The sequence below is a fragment of the Heyndrickxia sp. FSL K6-6286 genome (genome assembly GCF_038630395.1).
GTDB lineage: Bacteria > Bacillota > Bacilli > Bacillales > Bacillaceae_C > Heyndrickxia > Heyndrickxia oleronia.
In genome coordinates, this window is the sequence record NZ_CP152029.1 from 2,524,204 (window position 1) to 2,545,090 (window position 20,887).

The 20,887-nt window shown below is 34.3% G+C and carries 19 protein-coding genes; 5 read left to right on the plus strand and 14 right to left on the minus strand.

The window, feature by feature from the left end:
* Nucleotide 1: 1 nt before the first annotated feature.
* Nucleotides 2-886, plus strand: a complete 885-nt coding sequence (locus MHI39_RS12750; RefSeq protein WP_058003672.1) for a glycine betaine ABC transporter substrate-binding protein — start codon at nt 2-4, stop codon at nt 884-886.
* Nucleotides 887-986: 100 nt separating this feature from the next.
* On the opposite strand, the gene MHI39_RS12755 is transcribed toward MHI39_RS12750, so the two are convergent.
* The 6 genes from MHI39_RS12755 to MHI39_RS12780 are packed head-to-tail and all read right to left on the minus strand — an operon-like array spanning nt 987 to nt 6,584.
* Entirely contained in the window at nt 987-2,261 is a 1,275-nt protein-coding gene (locus MHI39_RS12755) for a TRAP transporter large permease (RefSeq protein WP_071975944.1), read from the minus strand.
* Entirely contained in the window at nt 2,258-2,755 is a 498-nt protein-coding gene (locus MHI39_RS12760) for a TRAP transporter small permease (RefSeq protein ID WP_071975943.1), read from the minus strand. Before MHI39_RS12760 ends, MHI39_RS12755 begins: the two co-directional genes overlap by 4 nt.
* 14 nt (nt 2,756-2,769) lie before the next feature.
* The gene (locus MHI39_RS12765) at nt 2,770-3,798 is read right to left on the minus strand and encodes a DctP family TRAP transporter solute-binding subunit (protein WP_058003675.1); all 1,029 of its coding nucleotides are present in this window, start codon (nt 3,796-3,798) and stop codon (nt 2,770-2,772) included.
* Nucleotide 3,799: 1 nt separating this feature from the next.
* The gene (locus tag MHI39_RS12770; protein ID WP_071975941.1) at nt 3,800-4,702 is read right to left on the minus strand and encodes a hydroxymethylglutaryl-CoA lyase; all 903 of its coding nucleotides are present in this window, start codon (nt 4,700-4,702) and stop codon (nt 3,800-3,802) included.
* Nucleotides 4,702-5,904 carry a CoA transferase gene (locus MHI39_RS12775; protein ID WP_342541342.1) on the minus strand — a complete coding sequence of 401 codons (1,203 nt, stop codon included), beginning with the start codon at nt 5,902-5,904 and terminating at the stop codon, nt 4,702-4,704. Before MHI39_RS12775 ends, MHI39_RS12770 begins: the two co-directional genes overlap by 1 nt.
* Nucleotides 5,898-6,584 (minus strand): GntR family transcriptional regulator, encoded by a 687-nt coding sequence (locus MHI39_RS12780; RefSeq protein WP_342541343.1) that lies wholly within the window; start codon nt 6,582-6,584, stop codon nt 5,898-5,900. Before MHI39_RS12780 ends, MHI39_RS12775 begins: the two co-directional genes overlap by 7 nt.
* Before the next feature lie 178 nt (nt 6,585-6,762).
* Here MHI39_RS12780 and MHI39_RS12785 point away from each other — a divergent pair, with 178 nt between their 5' ends.
* A complete protein-coding gene (locus MHI39_RS12785; RefSeq protein ID WP_058003678.1) occupies nt 6,763-7,035 on the plus strand; it encodes an alpha/beta-type small acid-soluble spore protein in 273 nt (90 codons plus the stop codon).
* Between the two features lie 109 nt (nt 7,036-7,144).
* Here MHI39_RS12785 and MHI39_RS12790 read toward each other — a convergent pair whose 3' ends face one another.
* The 4 genes from MHI39_RS12790 to hutU form a co-directional block, all read right to left on the minus strand.
* Nucleotides 7,145-7,756 (minus strand): hypothetical protein, encoded by a 612-nt coding sequence (locus tag MHI39_RS12790; protein ID WP_342541345.1) that lies wholly within the window; start codon nt 7,754-7,756, stop codon nt 7,145-7,147.
* A gap of 135 nt (nt 7,757-7,891) precedes the next feature.
* Nucleotides 7,892-9,226 carry a YjiH family protein gene (locus MHI39_RS12795; RefSeq protein ID WP_058003680.1) on the minus strand — a complete coding sequence of 445 codons (1,335 nt, stop codon included), beginning with the start codon at nt 9,224-9,226 and terminating at the stop codon, nt 7,892-7,894.
* Nucleotides 9,227-9,510: 284 nt separating this feature from the next.
* Nucleotides 9,511-10,788, minus strand: a complete 1,278-nt coding sequence (hutI, locus tag MHI39_RS12800; protein WP_058003681.1) for an imidazolonepropionase — start codon at nt 10,786-10,788, stop codon at nt 9,511-9,513.
* A 29-nt stretch (nt 10,789-10,817) separates the two neighbouring features.
* Nucleotides 10,818-12,482, minus strand: a complete 1,665-nt coding sequence (gene hutU, locus MHI39_RS12805) for a urocanate hydratase (RefSeq protein ID WP_078110998.1) — start codon at nt 12,480-12,482, stop codon at nt 10,818-10,820.
* A 386-nt stretch (nt 12,483-12,868) separates the two neighbouring features.
* Between hutU and MHI39_RS12810 the strand changes: the two genes are divergently transcribed.
* Together MHI39_RS12810 and MHI39_RS12815 are read left to right on the plus strand one after the other, a co-directional pair.
* The gene (locus MHI39_RS12810; RefSeq protein ID WP_251345202.1) at nt 12,869-13,210 is read left to right on the plus strand and encodes a DUF485 domain-containing protein; all 342 of its coding nucleotides are present in this window, start codon (nt 12,869-12,871) and stop codon (nt 13,208-13,210) included.
* Entirely contained in the window at nt 13,207-14,736 is a 1,530-nt protein-coding gene (locus MHI39_RS12815; protein WP_058003684.1) for a sodium/solute symporter, read from the plus strand. Before MHI39_RS12810 ends, MHI39_RS12815 begins: the two co-directional genes overlap by 4 nt.
* A gap of 95 nt (nt 14,737-14,831) precedes the next feature.
* Here the strand turns inward: MHI39_RS12815 and MHI39_RS12820 are convergent, their stop codons facing one another.
* From MHI39_RS12820 to MHI39_RS12835, 4 genes are all read right to left on the minus strand, one after another.
* Nucleotides 14,832-16,175, minus strand: coding sequence for a TldD/PmbA family protein (locus tag MHI39_RS12820; RefSeq protein ID WP_342541346.1), 1,344 nt, complete (start codon nt 16,173-16,175; stop codon nt 14,832-14,834).
* The gene (locus tag MHI39_RS12825; RefSeq protein WP_078110995.1) at nt 16,172-17,557 is read right to left on the minus strand and encodes a TldD/PmbA family protein; all 1,386 of its coding nucleotides are present in this window, start codon (nt 17,555-17,557) and stop codon (nt 16,172-16,174) included. Before MHI39_RS12825 ends, MHI39_RS12820 begins: the two co-directional genes overlap by 4 nt.
* 142 nt (nt 17,558-17,699) lie before the next feature.
* A complete protein-coding gene (locus MHI39_RS12830; protein WP_342541347.1) occupies nt 17,700-19,181 on the minus strand; it encodes a helix-turn-helix domain-containing protein in 1,482 nt (493 codons plus the stop codon).
* Nucleotides 19,182-19,269: 88 nt separating this feature from the next.
* A complete protein-coding gene (locus MHI39_RS12835) occupies nt 19,270-19,731 on the minus strand; it encodes a flavin reductase family protein (RefSeq protein ID WP_058003688.1) in 462 nt (153 codons plus the stop codon).
* A gap of 171 nt (nt 19,732-19,902) precedes the next feature.
* Between MHI39_RS12835 and MHI39_RS12840 the strand changes: the two genes are divergently transcribed.
* Nucleotides 19,903-20,883 (plus strand): S66 peptidase family protein, encoded by a 981-nt coding sequence (locus MHI39_RS12840; protein WP_180211901.1) that lies wholly within the window; start codon nt 19,903-19,905, stop codon nt 20,881-20,883.
* The last annotated feature ends 4 nt before the right edge of the window (nt 20,884-20,887 follow it).

Here is a 20,887-nt window from a genome sequence, read left to right on the forward strand (position 1 = left end):
TATGTGGAAAAAAATTGTTGGAATCGGAGCGGTTGCAGCGTTATCTATTGGGCTTGCAGCATGTGGAAATGATAAAGCAAGTTCAAGTAAAAATGAAACAGTTGGAGATAGTGTAAAATATAAAATTACAGGAATTGATCCAGGAGCAGGAATCATGACGGCAACTGAGAAAGCTCTTAAGGAATATAAGCTTGATGATTGGGAATTGGTTACAGGTTCAAGTGCTGCTATGACAGCTGCTTTAAAAAAGGCATACGATAAAAAAGAACCAATTATTTTTACTGGCTGGAATCCACACTGGATGTTTGCCAAGTATGATTTAAAATATCTGGATGATCCTAAAGGTGTATATGGAGAAGCAGAAGAAATCCATACGATTGCTCGAAAAGGTTTAAAGGAAGATCACCCAAATGCGTATAAAGTATTAAGTCAATTCAAGTGGTCTGAAGATGATATGGGTGAAGTAATGTTAGATATTCAAGAAGGTTCTAAACCAGAAGATGCGGCAGCCAAATGGGTAAAGGATAATCCAGATAAAGTAGCAGAATGGACAAAAGGTGTAGACAAAGTAAAAGGTGAAAAAATCAAACTTACATATGTTGCTTGGGATAGTGAAATTGCAAGTACAAATGTAATGGGAAAAGTCTTAGAGGATCTCGGATTTAAAGTAACACTCACCCAAGTTGAAGCAGGTCCAATGTGGACTGCAATTGCCGATGGAAGTGCTGACGCATCTCTTGCAGCATGGTTACCGTTAACACATAAAACATATGCAGAGAAATTTGACGGTAAATATGAAGATATTGGCACAAGTATGACAGGAGTAAAAATCGGTTTAACAGTACCTAAATATATGGATATCGATTCTATAGAAGATTTGAAATAAGTGTAAAAAAGTTGAACGAACATAAGTAAAATTTTTGGCTAAACCTAAAAATGGCTGTCAATATGATAATGGCCATTTTTAGGTTTATTATATTAGTCTATTAATCCACCTTATTTATTAAAAAAGTTGCAATCTCAGGGAATAAAGATAGTAATACAATGAAGAAAACCATTATTATCGCGTAAGGAATTACTCCTTTTACGATCTCACTAATTGTATTTGATTTATCAATTCCCTTTAAAACAAATAGGTTTAATCCAACTGGTGGCGATATTAATGCTAATTCCATATTGATAACCATAATAATAGCGAACCAAATTGGGTCAAATCCTAATGTTGTTACTATTGGATATAAAATCGGTACTGTAATAACAATAATTGAAATTGTTTCTAAAAACATTCCTAGAATTAATAAAGCAATATTAATAAGTATAAATATCACCCAAGGTGAGATATTTTGTTCTGTTGCGTAATTAGTAATTAGTTGTGGAATCTGTAATATAGTCATAATATATCCTAGGAGCATTGCGCCTACCATAATAAATAGAATCATAGCGTTTGTATTGACTGTTGATATTATCATTTTCTTGAAGTTTTTCCAATTTAAGTTACGGTAAACAAATGCAGAAATAACAAAACTAACTACTACTCCAACTGCAGCAGCCTCTGTAGGAGTAAATAAACCGCTGTAAATACCTCCAATAACAATGACAGGTAATAGAAGTCCCCAGATTGCTTTTTTAGTAGCTTCCATTCGCTCTTTCCATGTTGCAGGAATATCTTTTATATGTCTAGTTTGATAAGAGGCAAAAACCATAAATAGTATAGTTAAAATAAGTCCAGGCACAATACCTGCAATAAATAATTTTCCTATAGACTCTCCTGTTACCGATCCATATATAATCATGGGAACACTTGGTGGTATTAATATTCCTAAAGTACCTCCAGCAGCTAGTAAGCCAAGGACATATCTCTTATTATAACCACGTTGAACCATTTCTGGTAATGCAACTGATCCAACAGTGACTGCTGTCGCAACACTTGAGCCTGATATTGCTGAAAAAATAGTACAACAAAATATCGTTGCTATTGCAAGGCCTCCAGGAAAGTGTCTAAACCATCTACTCCCCATCTCATATAGATCCCTACCAACACCACTAACTAAAAGTACCTGGCTCATTAAAACATACATGGGTAGTGCAGTTAATGTAAAATCATCAAGCGATTTGTATGAGATAATAGGAATTTGCATAAAAGCAAAAGTCCCACCATTAAAAAAGTACATTCCTGCTATAGCTAATAATGCCAAAGCAAACGCCACAGGTAATCCAATTAGTAATAGAGTACCCATCCCTCCTAAGAAAAATAGATTCATAAGTGGTTACCTCCTTTATGGGCTCCACCATCTACAATTTGTAAAATAAAGGCTAAGCACATTAACACCCCACCTACCGGAAGAATCATCTCTGGCAGATACATAGGGATTCTTAATAATGAAGCTGATGTAACTCCTAATTCTAATGACTTCATGGAATGCTCGTATCCATAAAATGTGAAAATCAAGCTAAAAATTAACCCTAAAGCATTTGAAATATAGGCAAGAATCGTTTTTATATTGTCATTTACATTGTTTATAAGTAAATCTACAGTAATATGAGAATAGGTTCTTACGGCATAAGCACTTCCTAGAAAACAACTTCCTATGATTGAATAAATAGACATCTCTGTTGCCCAACTGGTTGGATGGTTAAAAAATGACCGAGAGATTACTTCATAAAAAATCATAAATGTTGTTAGAATGATAAGGAATCCAGCTATATATGCCCCTATTTTAATGATCAGATCTGCTAATCTGTATAGTACTTTCATAAGTGAATTCCACCTCAATTCTCATCAACAAGATCTAAAAGTTCATCGCCTAACTTTCCAGCATTTTTTGAAAAAGAATCCCATGCAGGCTTTGCTGCTTCTTTCCACTTAGGTAAATCCTCTTTCGGAACGACATATACTTCCATCCCTTTTTCTGCTAATTCTTTTGCAGTGGATTCATCTTCCTTTTCAGCTTGTGAACGAATCCATTTTTCGGTTTCTGCTGCAGTATTACTTATTAGTTGCTGAGTCTTTTCAGGGAGATTATCCCAATATTCTTTATTAACTGCTAAAATAAATTCTAAATATGCATAATTATTAATCGTTAAATATTTAGTAACCTCGTCATATTTACGTTGGACCATTGCAGTTGTTCCAGAGGTTGCACCATCGACTGTATTCCGCTGAAGCCCCATATATACTTCACCTGCTCCCATAAAAACTGGTGAAGCACCATAAGCCTTTATCATTTCTGATGGAATGTCTCCGATACTACGAATCTTTAATCCTTTAAAATCGGAAGGTGACTTTAAAGGACGTTTATTATTAGCAAATTGGGCGTATCCATAATCTGCAAACATTAAAACCTTAGCACCTTTGTCCTCCATCGCCTTACGTAATTTATCACCAAATTCCCCACTTAAAGCATCTCCGGCTGCTCCATAATCTTTGAATATATAAGGAACATCAAAGATTCCCATAGCAGGAACTGTACTTGCCCAAAGAGTAGATGAGTTAACTCCCATTTCGACTCCACCAGTTAAAATAGATTGATTCATATCTTTATCACTAAGTAATTGACCAGCAGGATATACTTGTACCTTAACTGCACCACCGGACTTTTCAGTTACTTCTTTAGCAAACTGTTCAATCCCTTTCGAAATATGATGGTCTTGAGGTAAATTATATGCCAAACGAATGGTAGTTTTTTCATATCCATTCTCATTACTACTACTGCTTGTTTTAGGTTTTGATGAACTACAGGCAGCTAATATAAGTATGCATATTAACATCAAAGGTACAATCTTCGTTACATTTTTCATCCTATTCCCTCCCACTTTCATTTCTTGCGACATGTCTTATTCGTCCTAGAGGATTCATTGATGAAATACTCGCTGCATAATCCGCTGCATCCAGCAGTTTATCAAAATCAATTCCTGTATCAATCCCCATTCTATGAAATAGATAAACTAAATCTTCAGTTGCTAAATTTCCTGCTGCTCCGGGTGCAAATGGACAACCTCCTATCCCAGATACAGACGTTTCAAATATACGAATACCTGATTGATAGGCTGAGTAAGCATTTGCTAATCCTAGACCTCTAGTATCATGGAGATGAATTGCAACAGGTGTATTCTCTGCTGCCTCCAATACCTTTTTCATTAGACTTTCAACTTGATCAGGTGTAGCAATTCCTATTGTATCAGCGATACCTATACGATCAGCCCCAACATTTCTTGCACGCTTGACTAATTTTAATACATTTTCTTCATTTACTTTCCCTTCATATGGACATCCAAAGCTTACTGCAATAGAGAAGCATGCTTTTATGTCTATATTTTCGGTTTTTTTTACGAGTGATTCAAATTGTTTAAAATTATCATCAATAGTCATTCCAATATTTTTTTTATTAAAGGTTTCTGTAGCAGAGCTGACCCAGTTTATTTCACTGAGTGTATGTTCTTTTGCTCTATCATATCCCTTTAAATTAGGAATCAAGGCTATGGCTTCAAAATTATCAAAAGATATAACTTCATTTAAAAGTTCAGGTGCATCCGCCATTTGTGGTACTTTTTTAGGATGAACAAATGAAGTTACCTCAATTTGTTTTAGCCCTGCTTTTATAAGTAAATTCACTAATTCCTTCTTTTTACTAGTAACTACAAAATTAGGATCATTCTGTAAACCATCCCTAGGACTAACTTCGATAACTTTTACATCTGCCATTAGATGACTCCTTGTTCTTTTAGATTTTTAAAATCTTCAAATGTGAAATTCATATATTCTTTAAAAACATCTTCATTATGTTCACCTAATTTGGGACCATTCGATATTATTTCGCCAGGGGTTTCAGATAACTTTGGTACAATACCTGGAACTAGAAGCTTCTTTCCATCATGGAGCTCAACTTCCTTAATCATTTCTCTTGTTTTATAGTGCTCATCATTGACTATTTCTTTAATTCCATATATCGGACCTACTGGCACAGATGCATCATCTAATATTTTTTGAACCATTTTTAATGGATATTGCTTTGTCCAATTCTCAATTGCATCATCAATAAATTTCACATTTGCTGCCCTTCCTTGATTCGTTGCATATTTTGAATCATTTGCAATATCTTCTCTACCAATTGCTTTCATTAATCTCTGAAAGATCTTATCACCATTTCCACCAATTACCACATGATTTCCATCCGCACACTCATAGGTATTAGAAGGTGCAATACCCGGCAGAGTAGTTCCGGTTCTTTCTCTTACTATTCCTGCTAAGTTATACTCCGGTAGAATTCCTTCTAGTAAACTAAAAACAGATTCATAAAGAGCTACATCTACTAATTGTCCCTTATTATCAACTCCTTTTTCTCGTGCACGTATTGCCATCAGTGTGCCAATTACTGCATATAATCCTGCAACAAGATCACCTATAGCAATACCCACTCTCACAGGAGGTAATTCAGGGTATCCTGTTAAATACCTTAATCCACCAATAGCCTCTGCGACACTACCAAACCCAGGCTTGTGACGATATGGACCGGTTTGACCATATCCTGAAATTCTTGTCAAAATAATACTTGGATTAATGGCTTGTAAATCTTTTAACCCTAATCCCCATTTTTCTAATGTTCCAGGTTTGAAATTTTCTAATACAACATCTACTTTTTGAACTAGTTTTTTAATTATTTTTTGCCCACGTTCATCACGTAAATTCACAGTTATTGATTTTTTATTACGTGACTGAACATGCCACCAAATAGATGTATCCTCGTACATCACTCGCCAATTTCTAAGTGGATCACCTTTTGTCGGTTCTTCTACTTTAATTACTTCTGCTCCGAATTCAGCAAAAATTTTTCCGGCAAATGGTGCGGCAACAATATTTCCTAGTTCAAGTATTTTGATTCCTTCAAGTGGTTTTGTTTTTACCATTTGTCACCCTCCAATGATTGATCACTGAACCTCACAAAGGAATTGTAATCGCTTTTGATATGATGTTTCATTAAGCGCCTCGCTTCTTCTGAATCTTGATCAACTATTGCTTGAAATATTTTTTGATGGTCCCTCCTTGCTTCCTCGGCATACATGTGATTTTCTTCTAGAAAAGTTTTTCGGTAAAAACTGTTGACTCCACGTAATTGAGTAATCATTGAAACAAGAAATGGATTTTGACTCGATTGAACGATTGCTTCATGAAAATTTACATTTGCATCATGTACACATTTTAAAGTATTTTTTTCTGAAATTTTCCCCATTTGTAGTAAGTATCCTCTAATCGTTTCCAATTGTTCGCTTGAACGTCTTTTTGCTGCATAAAAGGCAGCAAGAGGCTCAATCTCAACTCTGCACTCATATAAATAACGAAAATCTTCAATTGTAGGCTGAATGATAGTCACTCCACCAGAGGAATGAACCAATAATCCATCTTTTTCTAGCATTCTAATAGCTTCCCTTATCGGGCTACGACTTACCTGTAATTCCTCAGCAATTTTTTCTTCAATCAATCTTTCACCCGGTTTAAGTCCTCCAATAATTATCTGATCTCTAAGGTAATCATAGACTTGCGTTTTTAATGTGATCCCTTTTTTTATAATTTGAACGATTGAAATCACCCCTATTTTCTGTAGACTGTATACAGTATACTCCTTTATTAGAATAGTCAAAATAATTTAAATAGTCAGTATACAATGAATATTTAAAATAAACAAAATATAAAGTTAAAAAAACTGAACTTTTGTTAATCGTCGCTTTATTTTATTTGGGCATAATACCTATAAAGGAGGGTGAAAAATGTCTAATAGGAGAAAAACTTTAGTCCCTGAAGCAAGAAATGCTTTGGATAATTTTAAAGGTAAAGTAATGAAAGAAAAAGGGTATCAAGTTGATCAAAGAGAACCAAATAATGTTAAATTCGAAGTAGCTAAAGAACAAGGAATTCCCTTAAAAAAAGGATACAATGGTCATTTAACAAGTGAACAAGCTGGAAAAGTTGGTGGTCCAATCGGAGGAAATATGGTGAAGGAAATGATTCGAATGGCGCAGGAACAGCTTAGTAAAAAATAATAATAAGTAAATAAAGTATTAAACCCCCACGAGATATTTTTTCTATTTCGTGGGGGTCAGACTCATTTATTTTGATACAGAATAGTATGTCAATCAATAGTTGTACACGTTAAGTGATATATTTAAAAAGCTTTTCTTTTGTGAAATATTCTCTTATTCCGGGCTGTTTTAAAAAGTAATCGATAATTTCATCTAGACCTAAACCAATTTCTAATAAGCCCTTTGTAATTGTTTTTAAATAGGATGAATGGGGTTTATTAATAGTGATGTTCTTATATAGTTGATTATTTGTAAAAGTAAACATAGGAGCTCCATCCTTATAGCCTAAAAATAAAATTCTTCCATACCAGCCATCATTAATGATTGAATATTTATGATTAATCACTTTTTGAAGATCTATCAGCATCTCCTTTGTATTATTTTCTTGTGCTACAACATCACAAAATTGTTGGTCCGTTATCAAATACATTCTACCTAAAGTACTGCATCGAAAATCCTCGATATAATTGATGAACGCAACGCCCCCTTCTCCCCATTTACTTCTTTCCTTAGAAAAATATAGTTGATAAGGGAGGACAACGCTATTAATAGCTTTTGGAGGAGTTTTATCCCTACATCCCTTTTCTTTTTTATTGGATCCTTCAGGTTTTGTTCCATTTATATAACACATAAATCTTTCTAAATTAATATTTGACCCATAGCTTACATACCAAACATTCATTCCTTTTAACACCTCTTTGTTGTACAATAAAACCTTTTACTATTCGTATTCTATAAATTGTTGAAAATTCCTTTAATAAAAAAACTTTACTGACCTGGAACGGATCAATAAAGTTAGATAAAGGGATGATAGTTATTATAGTATTAAGTATGCGATAGGTATCGTAATAATTAGTGTTAAAATCACTCGTTCTAGCCATATGATAAGTAATTTTGGCAATGAAATTGGAATGTCTGTAGAGACAATACATGGAATTAAGGCAGAAAAGAAAATAATGGCTGAAACTGAAACAACGGCAATAACAAATTTTGTAACGAGTGCACTCCCTGTTACAAATAAAGCCGGTAGGAACATTTCTGCAATAGAAACTGCACTTGCCTTTGCAGCTAATAATGGTTCAGGTAAATGAAATAATGCAGTAATAGGATAAAAAATATAACCGATAATATCAAAGATTGGAGTAAATTCAGCCAAAACGAGACCTAATAAACCTACAGAAAGGATGGATGGCAATATCGACATCGTCATAATGAATCCGTCCTTTAAATTCATCCATATATTTTTTCCTAAACTCGGAGATTGTTGGACAGCATCCATTGCTTCCTTCCATGCATGCTTAAAACGATTTCCTTTAACGATCTCCTCTGGTTTTCCAACACCTTCATAATATTCATCGCTCATTGAACGTAATGGCCAAATTCTTACTGTTAACGCAGTAACGATAAAAGTGATGACTAATGTTACCCAGAAATATAGATTCCATTTATCCATTAATCCAAGTGTTTTTGCAACCACGATCATAAATGTCGCGGAAACAGTAGAAAATCCAGTTGCAATAATTGCAGCTTCTTTCGCCGTGTATTTTCCTTCTTTATATACACGATTAGTGATTAATAGACCAATTGAGTAACTACCAACGAAAGATGCAACAGCATCTACAGCTGACCTTCCTGGTGTTTTCCATATAGGTCTCATAACTGGCTGCATTAATACTCCAATAAATTCTAATAAACCATAACCAACGAGTAAAGCTAAAAAAACAGAGCCTATTGGAACAAGTAATCCAACAGAGATGACCAGTTTATTAAATAAAAATGGTCCCATATCAGGATCTGCTAACCATTTAGGTTCAAGATTAAAAACAAGTAAGCCTGCCACAACCAACCCTATTACTTTAAAAATAGAAAAAAAGATCGATATTCCATCTTTATTCCAGGTTTTCGTATAAAAAGGATAAATAGCACCTAGTAATATTACTAATAAAGCATAATACGGAATTAGATTAGGCACTCTGTTTTGGATGAATGTTACTATATGGTCAAGCATAATAGAAGAAGTACCTTGAATACTGATTGGTATGAAAAACATAAAAATGCCGATTGCACTAAAAATAATAAATTTTAGAATTTCTTTAATATGCGATGGTCTAGTTTGCAATTGAGTGTGTATTACTGGATTTGTTTTCGCCATCCCTATTTCCCCCTTTGTTTAAGGTTCTTTTCTAATATTAGTTGTTATTAAAGTAAAGTTGTAACAAATAACTTTCAGCTGAAGACCGCTACACCTTTCAATTCACTGAGAAAAGAGCTACAAACTTTATTAGAATCGCTGAATCTTTTATATAAGCAACAAACTATACTAAAATAGCCTTGTTTAAAGAAAGGCGATCCATAAAGGGAAGTTCCCCTTAATAGATCGCCTAAATGATCCCCTGAAAATTCAATCAACAGTCATTTTGGTGATTGACTTTCCTTTCAACATAATTGACCATTCTCTAGAACGATTTTTCCATTTTTTATGACCATATCTGTATGATTCATCCCATAATGATATGGAAGCTGCATATAATTTGGCACATTCATCATAACTATATCTGCTTTTTTTCCAACTTCTAAGCTTCCAATATCTTTTCCTCGATTAATCGCATGTGCAGCATTAATAGTACAAGCAGTTATTGCCTCAGCAGGCGTCATTCCCATTTTCATACATGCTAAATTCATAATGAATGGTAATGAAGTAGTAGGTGAAGATCCAGGATTACAATCCGTAGAAAGTGCCACTGGTACACCTTCATCGATCATTTTTCTTCCTCTAGCTGATTCAGCCATTAAAAAGAAAGCTGTTCCGGGTAATAAAACACCAATAACTCCCTTTTCGGCCATTTGTTGAATGCCCTTATCTGATGCTTTTAAAAGATGGTCTGCTGAAATAGCTCCAACTTCAGCAGCAAGCTCAGCTCCTTCATATGGTTCAATTTCGTCTGCATGTATTTTCGGGATAAGCCCTAATTGTTTTCCAGCTAATAGAATTTTACGGCTTTGATCTGGGGTGAAAACACCCCTCTCACAAAACACATCATTAAATTCTGCAAGATTTTCATTTGCAACATTAGGAAGCATTTCCTCGGTTACAATCTTTACAAATTCATCTGGATTATCTTTATATATTGCAGGTACAGCATGGGCTCCCATGAATGTACGAATCACATCAATTACATGTTCCTCATTTAATTGCTTGGCAACTTCCAATTGTTTCTTTTCTGTCTGCCAATCTAAACCGTAGCCACTTTTCGCTTCAATAGTAGTTACCCCATGTTTTAGGAAGGAATCTAATCTTTTTTTGCTTTCGGAAAAAAGTTCTTCATGTGTCGCTTCTCGTGTTTTAGATGTTGTTGCATGAATTCCTCCCCCATTATTCATAATTTCCATATACGTAGCTCCATTGAGGCGCATATTAAATTCATTTTCTCGACTACCCGCATAAACAATGTGTGTATGTGGATCAATAAGTCCTGGCATAACGATTTTTTCTGATGCATCAACCACAATAGCCTCATGTAAACGGTGAGAAAATTTGTTTCTAATTTCTTCAGTTTTTCCAACAGCTTCTATTTTTCCATCTTCTAACCATAGTGCACCATCGATAATAATATGAAGATCATTCATTTGATCTTTGGTCAAAGGTTTTTCTGAACCTCCTGCTACGGTAATTAGTTCATTTGCATGCTGAATTAAGATGGGTTTATTTGTCATGCTTCATCCCTCCATTGCAAATCCATTAATTATTTACCTAACATTGGAATATGGATTCCCTTTTCCTTCGCTGTTTTTATTGCAAGATCATAGCCTGCATCCACATGGCGTACAACACCCATTCCTGGATCAGATGTTAGAACACGCTCTAAACGTTTTTCTGCTTCTTTCGTGCCATCTGCAACAATTACCATGCCAGCATGTAATGAATAACCCATACCAACACCACCACCATGATGGACAGATACCCAACTTGCACCACCTACAGCATTAATCATTGCATTCAAGATTGGCCAGTCAGCAACAGCATCACTTCCATCCCTCATGCCTTCCGTTTCACGATTTGGTGAGGCAACTGAACCAGAGTCTAAATGATCACGACCAATTACGATTGGTGCCTTTAATTCTCCACTTGCTACCATGTCATTAATGATCTTTCCAAATTTTGCTCTCTCCCCATAACCGAGCCAACAAATTCGTGAAGGAAGACCTTGAAATTGAATTTTCTCTTGAGCCATCTTAATCCACTTACATAAATGCTCATTATCACTGAACTCACGAAGTATTACTTCATCTGTTTTATAGATATCCTCAGGATCACCAGACAATGCTACCCATCTAAATGGCCCCTTTCCTTCGCAAAATTGTGGTCGAATATATGCAGGTACAAAGCCAGGGAAATTAAATGCATTCTCAACCCCTTCATCTTTTGCCACTTGACGGATATTATTGCCGTAATCGAATGTAATGGCCCCTTTTTCTTGCATTAGAAGCATCGCCTTAACATGTGTAGCCATACTATCCTTTGACTTTCTTACATATTCCTCTGGATTTATATTGCGTAGTTGGTCAGCAGCCTCCAATGTATATCCTATTGGAATGTATCCATTTAGTGGATCATGCGCAGAAGTTTGGTCTGTTAAAACATCAGGAATAAATCCTTGTTCGATCATTTTTGGTAATAGTTCTGCTGCATTACCTAATAATCCGATGGATAATGATTTTCCATCTACCTTCGCTTCTTTAGCAAGGCGAATAGCCTCTTCTAATGAAGTCGTTTTTATATCTAAATAACGAGTTTCGATTCGCCGATCGATCCTTGATTCATCTACTTCGATAGCAATACAAACTCCTTCTGCCATAGTTACTGCGAGAGGTTGAGCACCACCCATGCCGCCTAGTCCTGCTGTAACCGTTATGGTTTGTTTAAGTGAACCACCAAAATGTTGCCTTCCTAATTCAGCAAATGTTTCATACGTCCCTTGAACAATCCCTTGACTACCAATATATATCCAGCTTCCAGCTGTCATTTGTCCGTACATCATCAGTCCTTTTTTATCAAGTTCATGGAAAGTATCCCAATTTGCCCAAGCCGGAACAAGATTAGAATTCGCAATTAATACTCTTGGAGCATCTGAATGTGTTTTAAATACGGCAACTGGTTTTCCTGATTGAACAAGAAGAGTTTCATCGGATTCAAGCTCATGCAATGTTTTTACAATGGCATCGTAGCATTCCCAGTTCCTTGCTGCTTTTCCTATTCCTCCGTAAACAACTAAATCTTCAGGACGTTCTGCAACATCCTTATTGAGATTATTCATTAACATCCTTAGTGCTGCTTCTTGTACCCATCCCTTTGCATGTAATTCAGACCCAGTATAATTAGTAATTTCTCTCTTTGAATGCGTTTTCATTTTATGTTCCCTCCTAAATTCCTTCTCATTTCATAATCTAATTATAAAGACTAAATATTCTGCGAAGTTTTAAAAAAAGACTAGTTTTTTTATAATTATTCAATGATAATTTTGGTTTTTTTATAATGGCTTGCTATTTTTTTATAATTTTCTTATATTTTTATACTTAAATTAGAATGATTAGAGGAGTATAGTTTGGAAGCTTGATTTTCTTATATTTTATTAAAATACTTATTTTCTTTGAAATACATAATTTAACTATGAAATTATTGGGGGTGAAAATAGATTTTTCTATATTCAGAATTATCTTAATATTATATTGACAAGCTGAATCCCTTTACTTTACGATTACAATGTAGGGAAAATAACGAAAGGAGAACGTGTTTATGCCAAAAAAGGATAATAATGACCAAACATCTATTGATTTCGAAAAGATTGCTTCAAGCAATAAATTTCAACAGTTAATGACCTCTAAGAAAAAATTTATTGTTCCATTAACGATATTCTTCTTAGTATTCTACTTTACATTACCATTTTTAACTTCTTACTCAAATATTCTCAATAAAATTGCATTTGGAGACATCTCATGGGCTTGGGTTTTTGCTTTCGCTCAGTTTATTATGACTTGGGTACTTTGTATCGTTTATGTCAAAAAGGCAACATATTTTGATAAGCTGGCCGATGAAGTGATTGAAGAAAACAAGAAAAAAGGAGAAATTAGTGCATGAGTCCTACTGTAATCATCTTATTTTTATTAATTGTTGGAATTACGTTAGTGGTTACGTATTTTGCAGCAAAACGTACGAAAACAACAAGTGAATTTTATACTGCCGGCGGTGGTTTAACTGGGTGGCAGAATGGTTTAGCGATTGCAGGAGACTATTTATCAGCAGCATCTTTCCTAGGTATTGCAGGGATGATTGCTCTTAATGGATTTGATGGATTTTTCTACAGTATTGGCTTTCTTATTGCTTATTTAGTTGTGTTATTTATCGTTGCAGAACCATTGCGAAATCTTGGAAAATATACTTTAGCAGATATGATTAATTCACGATTTGATGCGAAGAAAGTCCGGGCAGTTGCAGCATTAAACACAATAACAATTGTTATCTTTTATATGATTGCTCAGTTAGTTGGTGCTGGTGCACTCATTAAATTATTATTTGGCATTGATTATTGGATTGCTGTGTTAATTGTTGGAATTATGATGACGATATATGTCCTTTTTGGTGGAATGACAGCTACAAGCTGGGTACAGATTATAAAGGCTGTATTGTTAATGGTGGGAACTATTGTCATTTCAATTATGGTATTAGCCAAATTTCATTTTAATATTTTCGAAATGTTTACTGAAATGAAAACAGCTACACCACTTGGAGAAGATTATCTAAAACCTGGAGTGAAGTATAAGGTACCGCTAGATACAATTTCATTAATGCTTGCACTTGTTCTAGGTACTGCTGGATTACCACATATTTTAATGCGATTCTTTACTGTTAAAGATGCGAAAACCGCTAGAAGTTCGGTTATTTCAGCAACTTGGGTTATTGGAATCTTTTATGTATTAACGATATTCCTAGGTTTTGGTGCCGCTTATTTTGTTGGGTTTGATAAGATAATTGAAGCAAATGCAGCAGGTAATATGGCTGCTCCTTTACTAGCTGGAGCACTTGGTGGTGATTTCCTAATGTCATTTGTATCAGCTGTAGCATTTGCAACCATTTTGGCTGTTGTTGCGGGATTAGTGTTGTCCGGTGCCTCTGCATTTGCCCATGATATATATGGTGAGATAATAAAAAAAGGAAAAATTACAGAGAAACAACAAATGCTTGCAGCACGATATGCTTCAGTAGGCGTAGCTATTTTATCAATTCTATTAGCTCTATTTACACAAAAAATGAATGTTGCTTTTTTAGTTTCACTTGCTTTTTGTGTGGCAGCAAGTGCAAATTTGCCCGTAATAATTTTTACAATCTATTGGAAAAAATTTAACACTTCTGGTGCGATTACAGGAATGCTCTCTGGATTGTTATCATCTTTAATTCTCGTAATTATTAGTCCTAATGTGTTTTCTCCTGTTGAAGGTGCTGCCATTTTTGTCGGGGAGCCTTTAATATCACTAACAAATCCAGCGATTATTTCGGTTCCATTAGGTTTTATCGGGGCGTATATTGGAACAGTGGTTTCTAAGAAGCAAGATGCTAAACGCTTTGCAGAAGTCGCTGTCAAAGCAAATACGGGTTTCAAAGAATAAAATCAATGACGAAGGGGCTTGCTGATTTTATCAGTGTGCCCCTCTTACTTTGCCTTAAAATCTAGTAAACGAACGGATATTACTTTCGTATCAATTTATTCTACAGTAACAGATAATGATTTGATACAAAGTGATGGAGAACCAATATTGTTTAAAGGAAAATTCAAATCAGCGCCGACTGCATCAACATCATTCAATAATTCGTAAAAATTGCCGGCAATGGTCATTAAGTTAACGGGATATTGAATAGCTCCATCCTTAATATAGAAGCCATTTGCTGCAACGGAAAAATCACCTGATACTGTGTTCACACCAGAGTGTAATCCAGATAGTTCAGTAATGAATACTCCTTCTTTCATATCGTTAACTAATTCTTTGAAAGAGATAGTAGAAGGTTTAATATACAGATTTGATGGACCGACTTTTACCGAACCTTTATATGAGTCCTTCTTTGCATGGCCTGTCGTAACAACTTGATCCTTTTTTGCTGTTTTTAAATTATGCAAAAATGAACGTAAAACACCTGATTCCACTAAGTTTAATGGTTTCGAAGCTACACCTTCACTATCAAATGTTCTTGATGCTAGCCCCTTTTCCAAAAATGGATCATCAATAATAGACACTTTATCACTTGCAATTTTCATTCCTAGCTTATCTTTTAAAACGGATAGTCCTGCTTGTGTGTTTTCTGCAGAAAAATTTGGTACAAAAACAGACAAAAAATTTGCCGCTGCATCATTTTTTAATAATACAGGATAACTTTTACTTTCAATATTTTTAGATCCTAATTGCGAAAGTGCTTCATTTGCTGCTTTTTCTGCTATTTTATCTGCCTGTAATGAGTGGAAATCTTTCGTTATTTCAAATCCTACCCCGGTTTTTGTTTCATTGCCTTCCTTTGCAACAACACTGACATAAACATATAAATAATTCATTTGGTCACTTAATGATAGTCCTTTGTTATTGAAAATCTTTCGTGTAATAGTTTCAGATTGAATTCCACAATAATCTGTAGTTTTTATTCTTGGATCATATGAAAGTACTTTATTCTCTACTTCTTTGATAAATTGTATTTTTTCTGGAATGGTCGTTTCATTTAAAGAATTAGAAAAGAAGTCACCCTTTTCATAAGAATTACCGCCCTCAAAGATCTCTTCTAATCCGTCCTCTTGAAGGATTACTGCATTTTCCTTTGCATGCTGTACTAAAAATCGTATGGAATCATCATCAATTTTCTCTGAATAGGCATAGCCCATTTTTCCTTCAATTAACCCACGAAAAGATATTCCACCATCCTCTGCAATTTCATAATGGTCTATTTCCCCTTTATATACTTGGCAGCCAAATACTTCTTTCTTTTCATAATACATCTCAACATCCGTAAATCCTTCATTTAAAGCAGTTTCAAATAGTTGGAATTGAAATTCTCCTATATTCATTCATTACTTCCCCCTACTGTTATTTCACTTACACGAATCATTGGCTGTCCTACATTTACAGGTATACTTCCACTTTGCGAACCGCACATTCCTGCACCATGCCCTAAATTATTCCCAACCATATCTACCTTCTGTAATGTTTTAGGACCGTTTCCAATTAATGTAGCTCCTTTTAAAGGCTTACCTAGTTTTCCGTTTTTCACTTCATACGCTTCCATTACTGCAAAGTTATAATCACCTGTCGTAGTATTAACCTGTCCTCCGCCCATATATTTAGTATATATTCCGTTCTCAGTATTAGAGATAATTTCCTCTGGTGATGACTTTCCGGGTGCAATATACGTATTGGTCATTCGGGAGGTTGGAGCAAAGCGGAAGGATTCCCTTCTTCCTGATCCAGTTGATTCCATACCCATTCTTCTTGAATTGAATTTATCAATCAAATAGCCTTTGAGAATACCATTTTCAATAAGAACATTTTTTCTTGAAAGTTCTCCTTCATCGTCAATATTGATAGAACCCCATTCATTTTTTAGCGTACCATCATCAATATACGTAACAATTTCTGGTGCAACCTGTTGACCTAAACGATCAGCGAATACAGAATGCTTTTTTGCTACAGCTGTTGCTTCTAATCCATGTCCACAGGCTTCGTGAAAAATAACACCGCCAAATTCATTATCAATGATTACCGGAAACTTCCCACTCGGACATGGACTTGCATCTAACATGGTAACTGCAATTCGAGCAGCTTCTCTTGCATAATGTTCTAAATTTAGATTTTCAATAAATTCAAATCCTTGCAATGCACCAGGCCCATAATAGCCAGTTTCCATTTGGTTATCACGTGTGGCTATCGCTTGAATTAACATCCTACTGCGAATACGTGTATCCTCAACAAAAGTTCCTTCAGAATTAGCGATTAAAACATTTTGCTCCTCATCCGAATAGCGAACATTTACTTGCGAAATACTAGAATGATAGCTTTTGGCAATATCATATGCATTTTTCATCACTGATAATTTCCTTGTTTTTTCAACATCTTGAGGAATAATTTCAATGGGATGTTGATTATTAAAGGTTCTTGGTTCAAATGGGGATAATTGTATAATTTTATTTCCTTTAATTGCTTGTGCTGCATTTTTAGCGGTTTTTATTAATCCTTCTCGACTGAAATCTGTTGTATACGCATAAGCACTTTGTAACCCTTTAAATACTCGGACCCCGATTCCAAAATCTCTTCCAGAAAGACTAGTTTCCAATTTTCCACTATGTAGTGTCATATTGTTGGTGAAACGATCTTCAATAAATATTTCTGAAAAATCTCCTCCTGTCGATAAAGCTTCGTTAAGTACATCTTCTATTATTGATTTATTTAACATGGTAGCCTCCTAAACTTTCTTTATTATAGAAAGATTGCGAAATATTCGTATATGCCTTTCTTATATTTATCCTACTATTTTCTCTGAAAACTTTGATCGTTTTTATGATTGATTTACTTTCAGTCTTCGGATGGAGATCGATTCAATAATTTTCAATCGTTTCCAATAATCGATATTGCTTTGGTGTTTGATTGACCATTTTTTTAAATACTTTAGAGAAGTAATGCTGGTTTTGAAAGCCTGATAGGATTGCAATTTCCTTAATAGACATATCGGTCTCCACTAATAATCTTTTTGCTTCTTTTATCCGTAATTCATTTAATTTTTCACGGAATGTTTTTTTTGTTTTTTCAACAAATAAATGACTTAAGTAGGAAGCATTTCTTCCCACAAAATTCGCTAAATCCGCTAAATCCAATTCGGGTTTCCAATAATTTAACTCTAAAAAATGGATACATTGATCAATAATATTGAGATGTTGACTTTTACTAATTTCCCCAGCCGCATCCAAAATCGTCGAAATGAAGATTAGAAGTTTATAAACAATACGATAAATAACAGGTTCATACAAGATACTATCAAAAATATGTAAATATTCCTGTTCAAAAAATGGATCATTTAAATTCACGGATTTCATATGTCTTCGGATTTGAGCAAGAATACTTGTCAATCGGATCCTTAATAAACCTGGATCCGGGTAGGAGTCTGAAATATCCAAAAAATTAGTGACTAAAAAATCCGATATCCCTTCTTTATTTCCTTCATTTAAAAATCGAATCCATTGTTTTTGTTCGTTAGGTGTTAGAAATGGATCAATAAATTGCCATTGCAATTCTTTACTAAATTCTAATACCTGCTTATAACCGACAAAAAACGTGACTTCTGTCATCTTTTTTGTATGTATATATTTATCATGTAAAGTTAAATCAGGATGATCTTCACGATTAATAATAATACAAATCGATTCTTTCTCCCTTTGTTCCCAATCGAACAATAAGCGCTGACATATTTCACTCCAATTAATAGATGTGGAGGAGTGAAATACACATAATGTCATATCACTTAGCGGAAATATTAAAGGTTTTACCGGAAATGAATATTCTTTTAAAAAACTATTCAATTTTGATAAAAGATAGGATTTTTCAAGCTGAAATGCTATGAATATATAGGGTGAAGCTAATTTCGTTCCATTAATAAATATATCCTCATACTCAATCTCTGGGGAACCTAATAACTTAGCTTCGGTAGTTAAGCTTAAATGTTTATGTATAACATCTCGTATTTGAGTTTGAACATGATGTAAAAGTTCCTGCGGAGAAAATGGTTTAATTAATAAAAAATTCGTTCCTATGTCAATTGCTTTTTTCGCCGCTTCAAATGTCGCTTCCATTGTGAGAGAGATGATAGCAGGCTCAGTTATTTTAATTACTTTTAGTAAAGAATCATCGATTCCAATATTCATTTCATATATCAGTATATGTGGTTTCTCATTTTCTAGGATCGTTAAAGTTTCAAGTGAATTTTTTCCTAGTATGACCTTTACGTTTGAAATAGATGTTTCAATGAGCCATTGAATCCCTTTTGCCTCAAATTCATCAGGATTTGCGATTAGTATTTTGATCAATTAATCAGACCCCCAATCCATGTACTATTAAAAAACTCAAAATCCCTCTTTCCCAAAACGTTACTCACTAATTAAATCGTTTCCAATTTTATTCAGTAATCTTTTTATATTGCCCTTGATAATATAAAAGCGGCTTTCCTTCGTTTATAAGAATATTCTTGACTTCTCCAAGTACCAGCATGTGGTCTCCAGCTTGCTTTAATTCATACTTACTACATGTAATTGCTGCCAAGGGGTTTTTTAAAATTGGTTGACCATCGAAACGATCAAATTGAATGGGGTGATCTGGTTGTTTTTGATTAGCAAAGATCATGGAATAATCTTGCTGATCTTCTCTTAAGAAACAAATAGAAAAATGATTTGCATCTATAATTTTTTCATACATCATAGCTTTTTCATCTATTGAAACCATAACAAGCATTGGATCTAGTGAAACAGACATAAAGGCATTCACTGTCATACCATGAATTTGTCCATCAATTTCAGCTAAAACCACAGTAATTCCTGTTGCAAATTTCCCCATAGCGTCTCGAAAAGTACGTTCATCCATACAATTTTCCTCCTTATATTTAATTTAGATTAATTTTCTAATATAACTATACAATTTTATGTTAATATTTCAAAATTATTTATTATGATTGGATTGTTCAGACAGCGACAATAAAATGAACGAAAAAAACAACAAATGCTATAATAGGAAAAAAGGAAAGGACAAGAATATATGTTACCCAATAGATTGACACCAGGTGATGAGATAAGAGTGTTAGCTCCTTCGACAAGTATGGCCGTTATAAAAGGAAAACAAATTGAAAATGCTGTACAGTGTTTAGAATCATTAGGATTTAACATATCATTTGGAAAATATGTAGATGAACATGATGAATTTTTCTCAACATCTATCAAACATCGCTTAAAAGATTTACATGATGCTTTTCAGGATCCAAATGTAAAAGGAATTTTAACAGCAATTGGTGGATACAATGTTAACCAACTCTTAAAAAATATTGATTATAACCTAATTAAAAATAATCCAAAAATCTTATGTGGTCATGGTGACATTACAGCACTTCAACTAGCCATTTACAAAAAAACAGGATTAATTACATACTCAGGTCCGCATTTTTCCACCTTTGGTATGAAAAAAACATCAGCATATACACTTCAATCCTTTTTAGAGGCAGTTACGAATGACGCACCTTTTGAAATAATTCCTTCAAACATGTGGAGTGATGACAAATGGTATATAGAGGAAGAAGAGCGACAATATCTTCCTAACGAATACATGATAATTCAAGAGGGAACGGCTGAAGGAAAGCTAATTGGAGGGAATCTTTCTACTATCAATTTGTTACAAGGAACGGAATTTCTACCTTCTATAGAAGACAGTATCTTTTTTATTGAAGATGATGAAGAATCTCACCCTTTATCTTTTGAACGAAATTTACAGGCTTTACTACACCTGCCTCAATTTGATAAAGTTCGAGGAATAATGATCGGAAGATTTCAAAAAGGCTCGAATATGACAGAATCAGCCTTGAGAAGAATCATTGAATCCAAATATGAATTAAGAGGCATTCCTATAGTAGCTAATGTAAATTTTGGACATACAGATCCAATAACAACTATTCCGATAGGCACAAAAGCAACATTAGAGGTATTTACAGAAACCGTTGAAGTATATATTGACCAAAATGAATATTGAATTA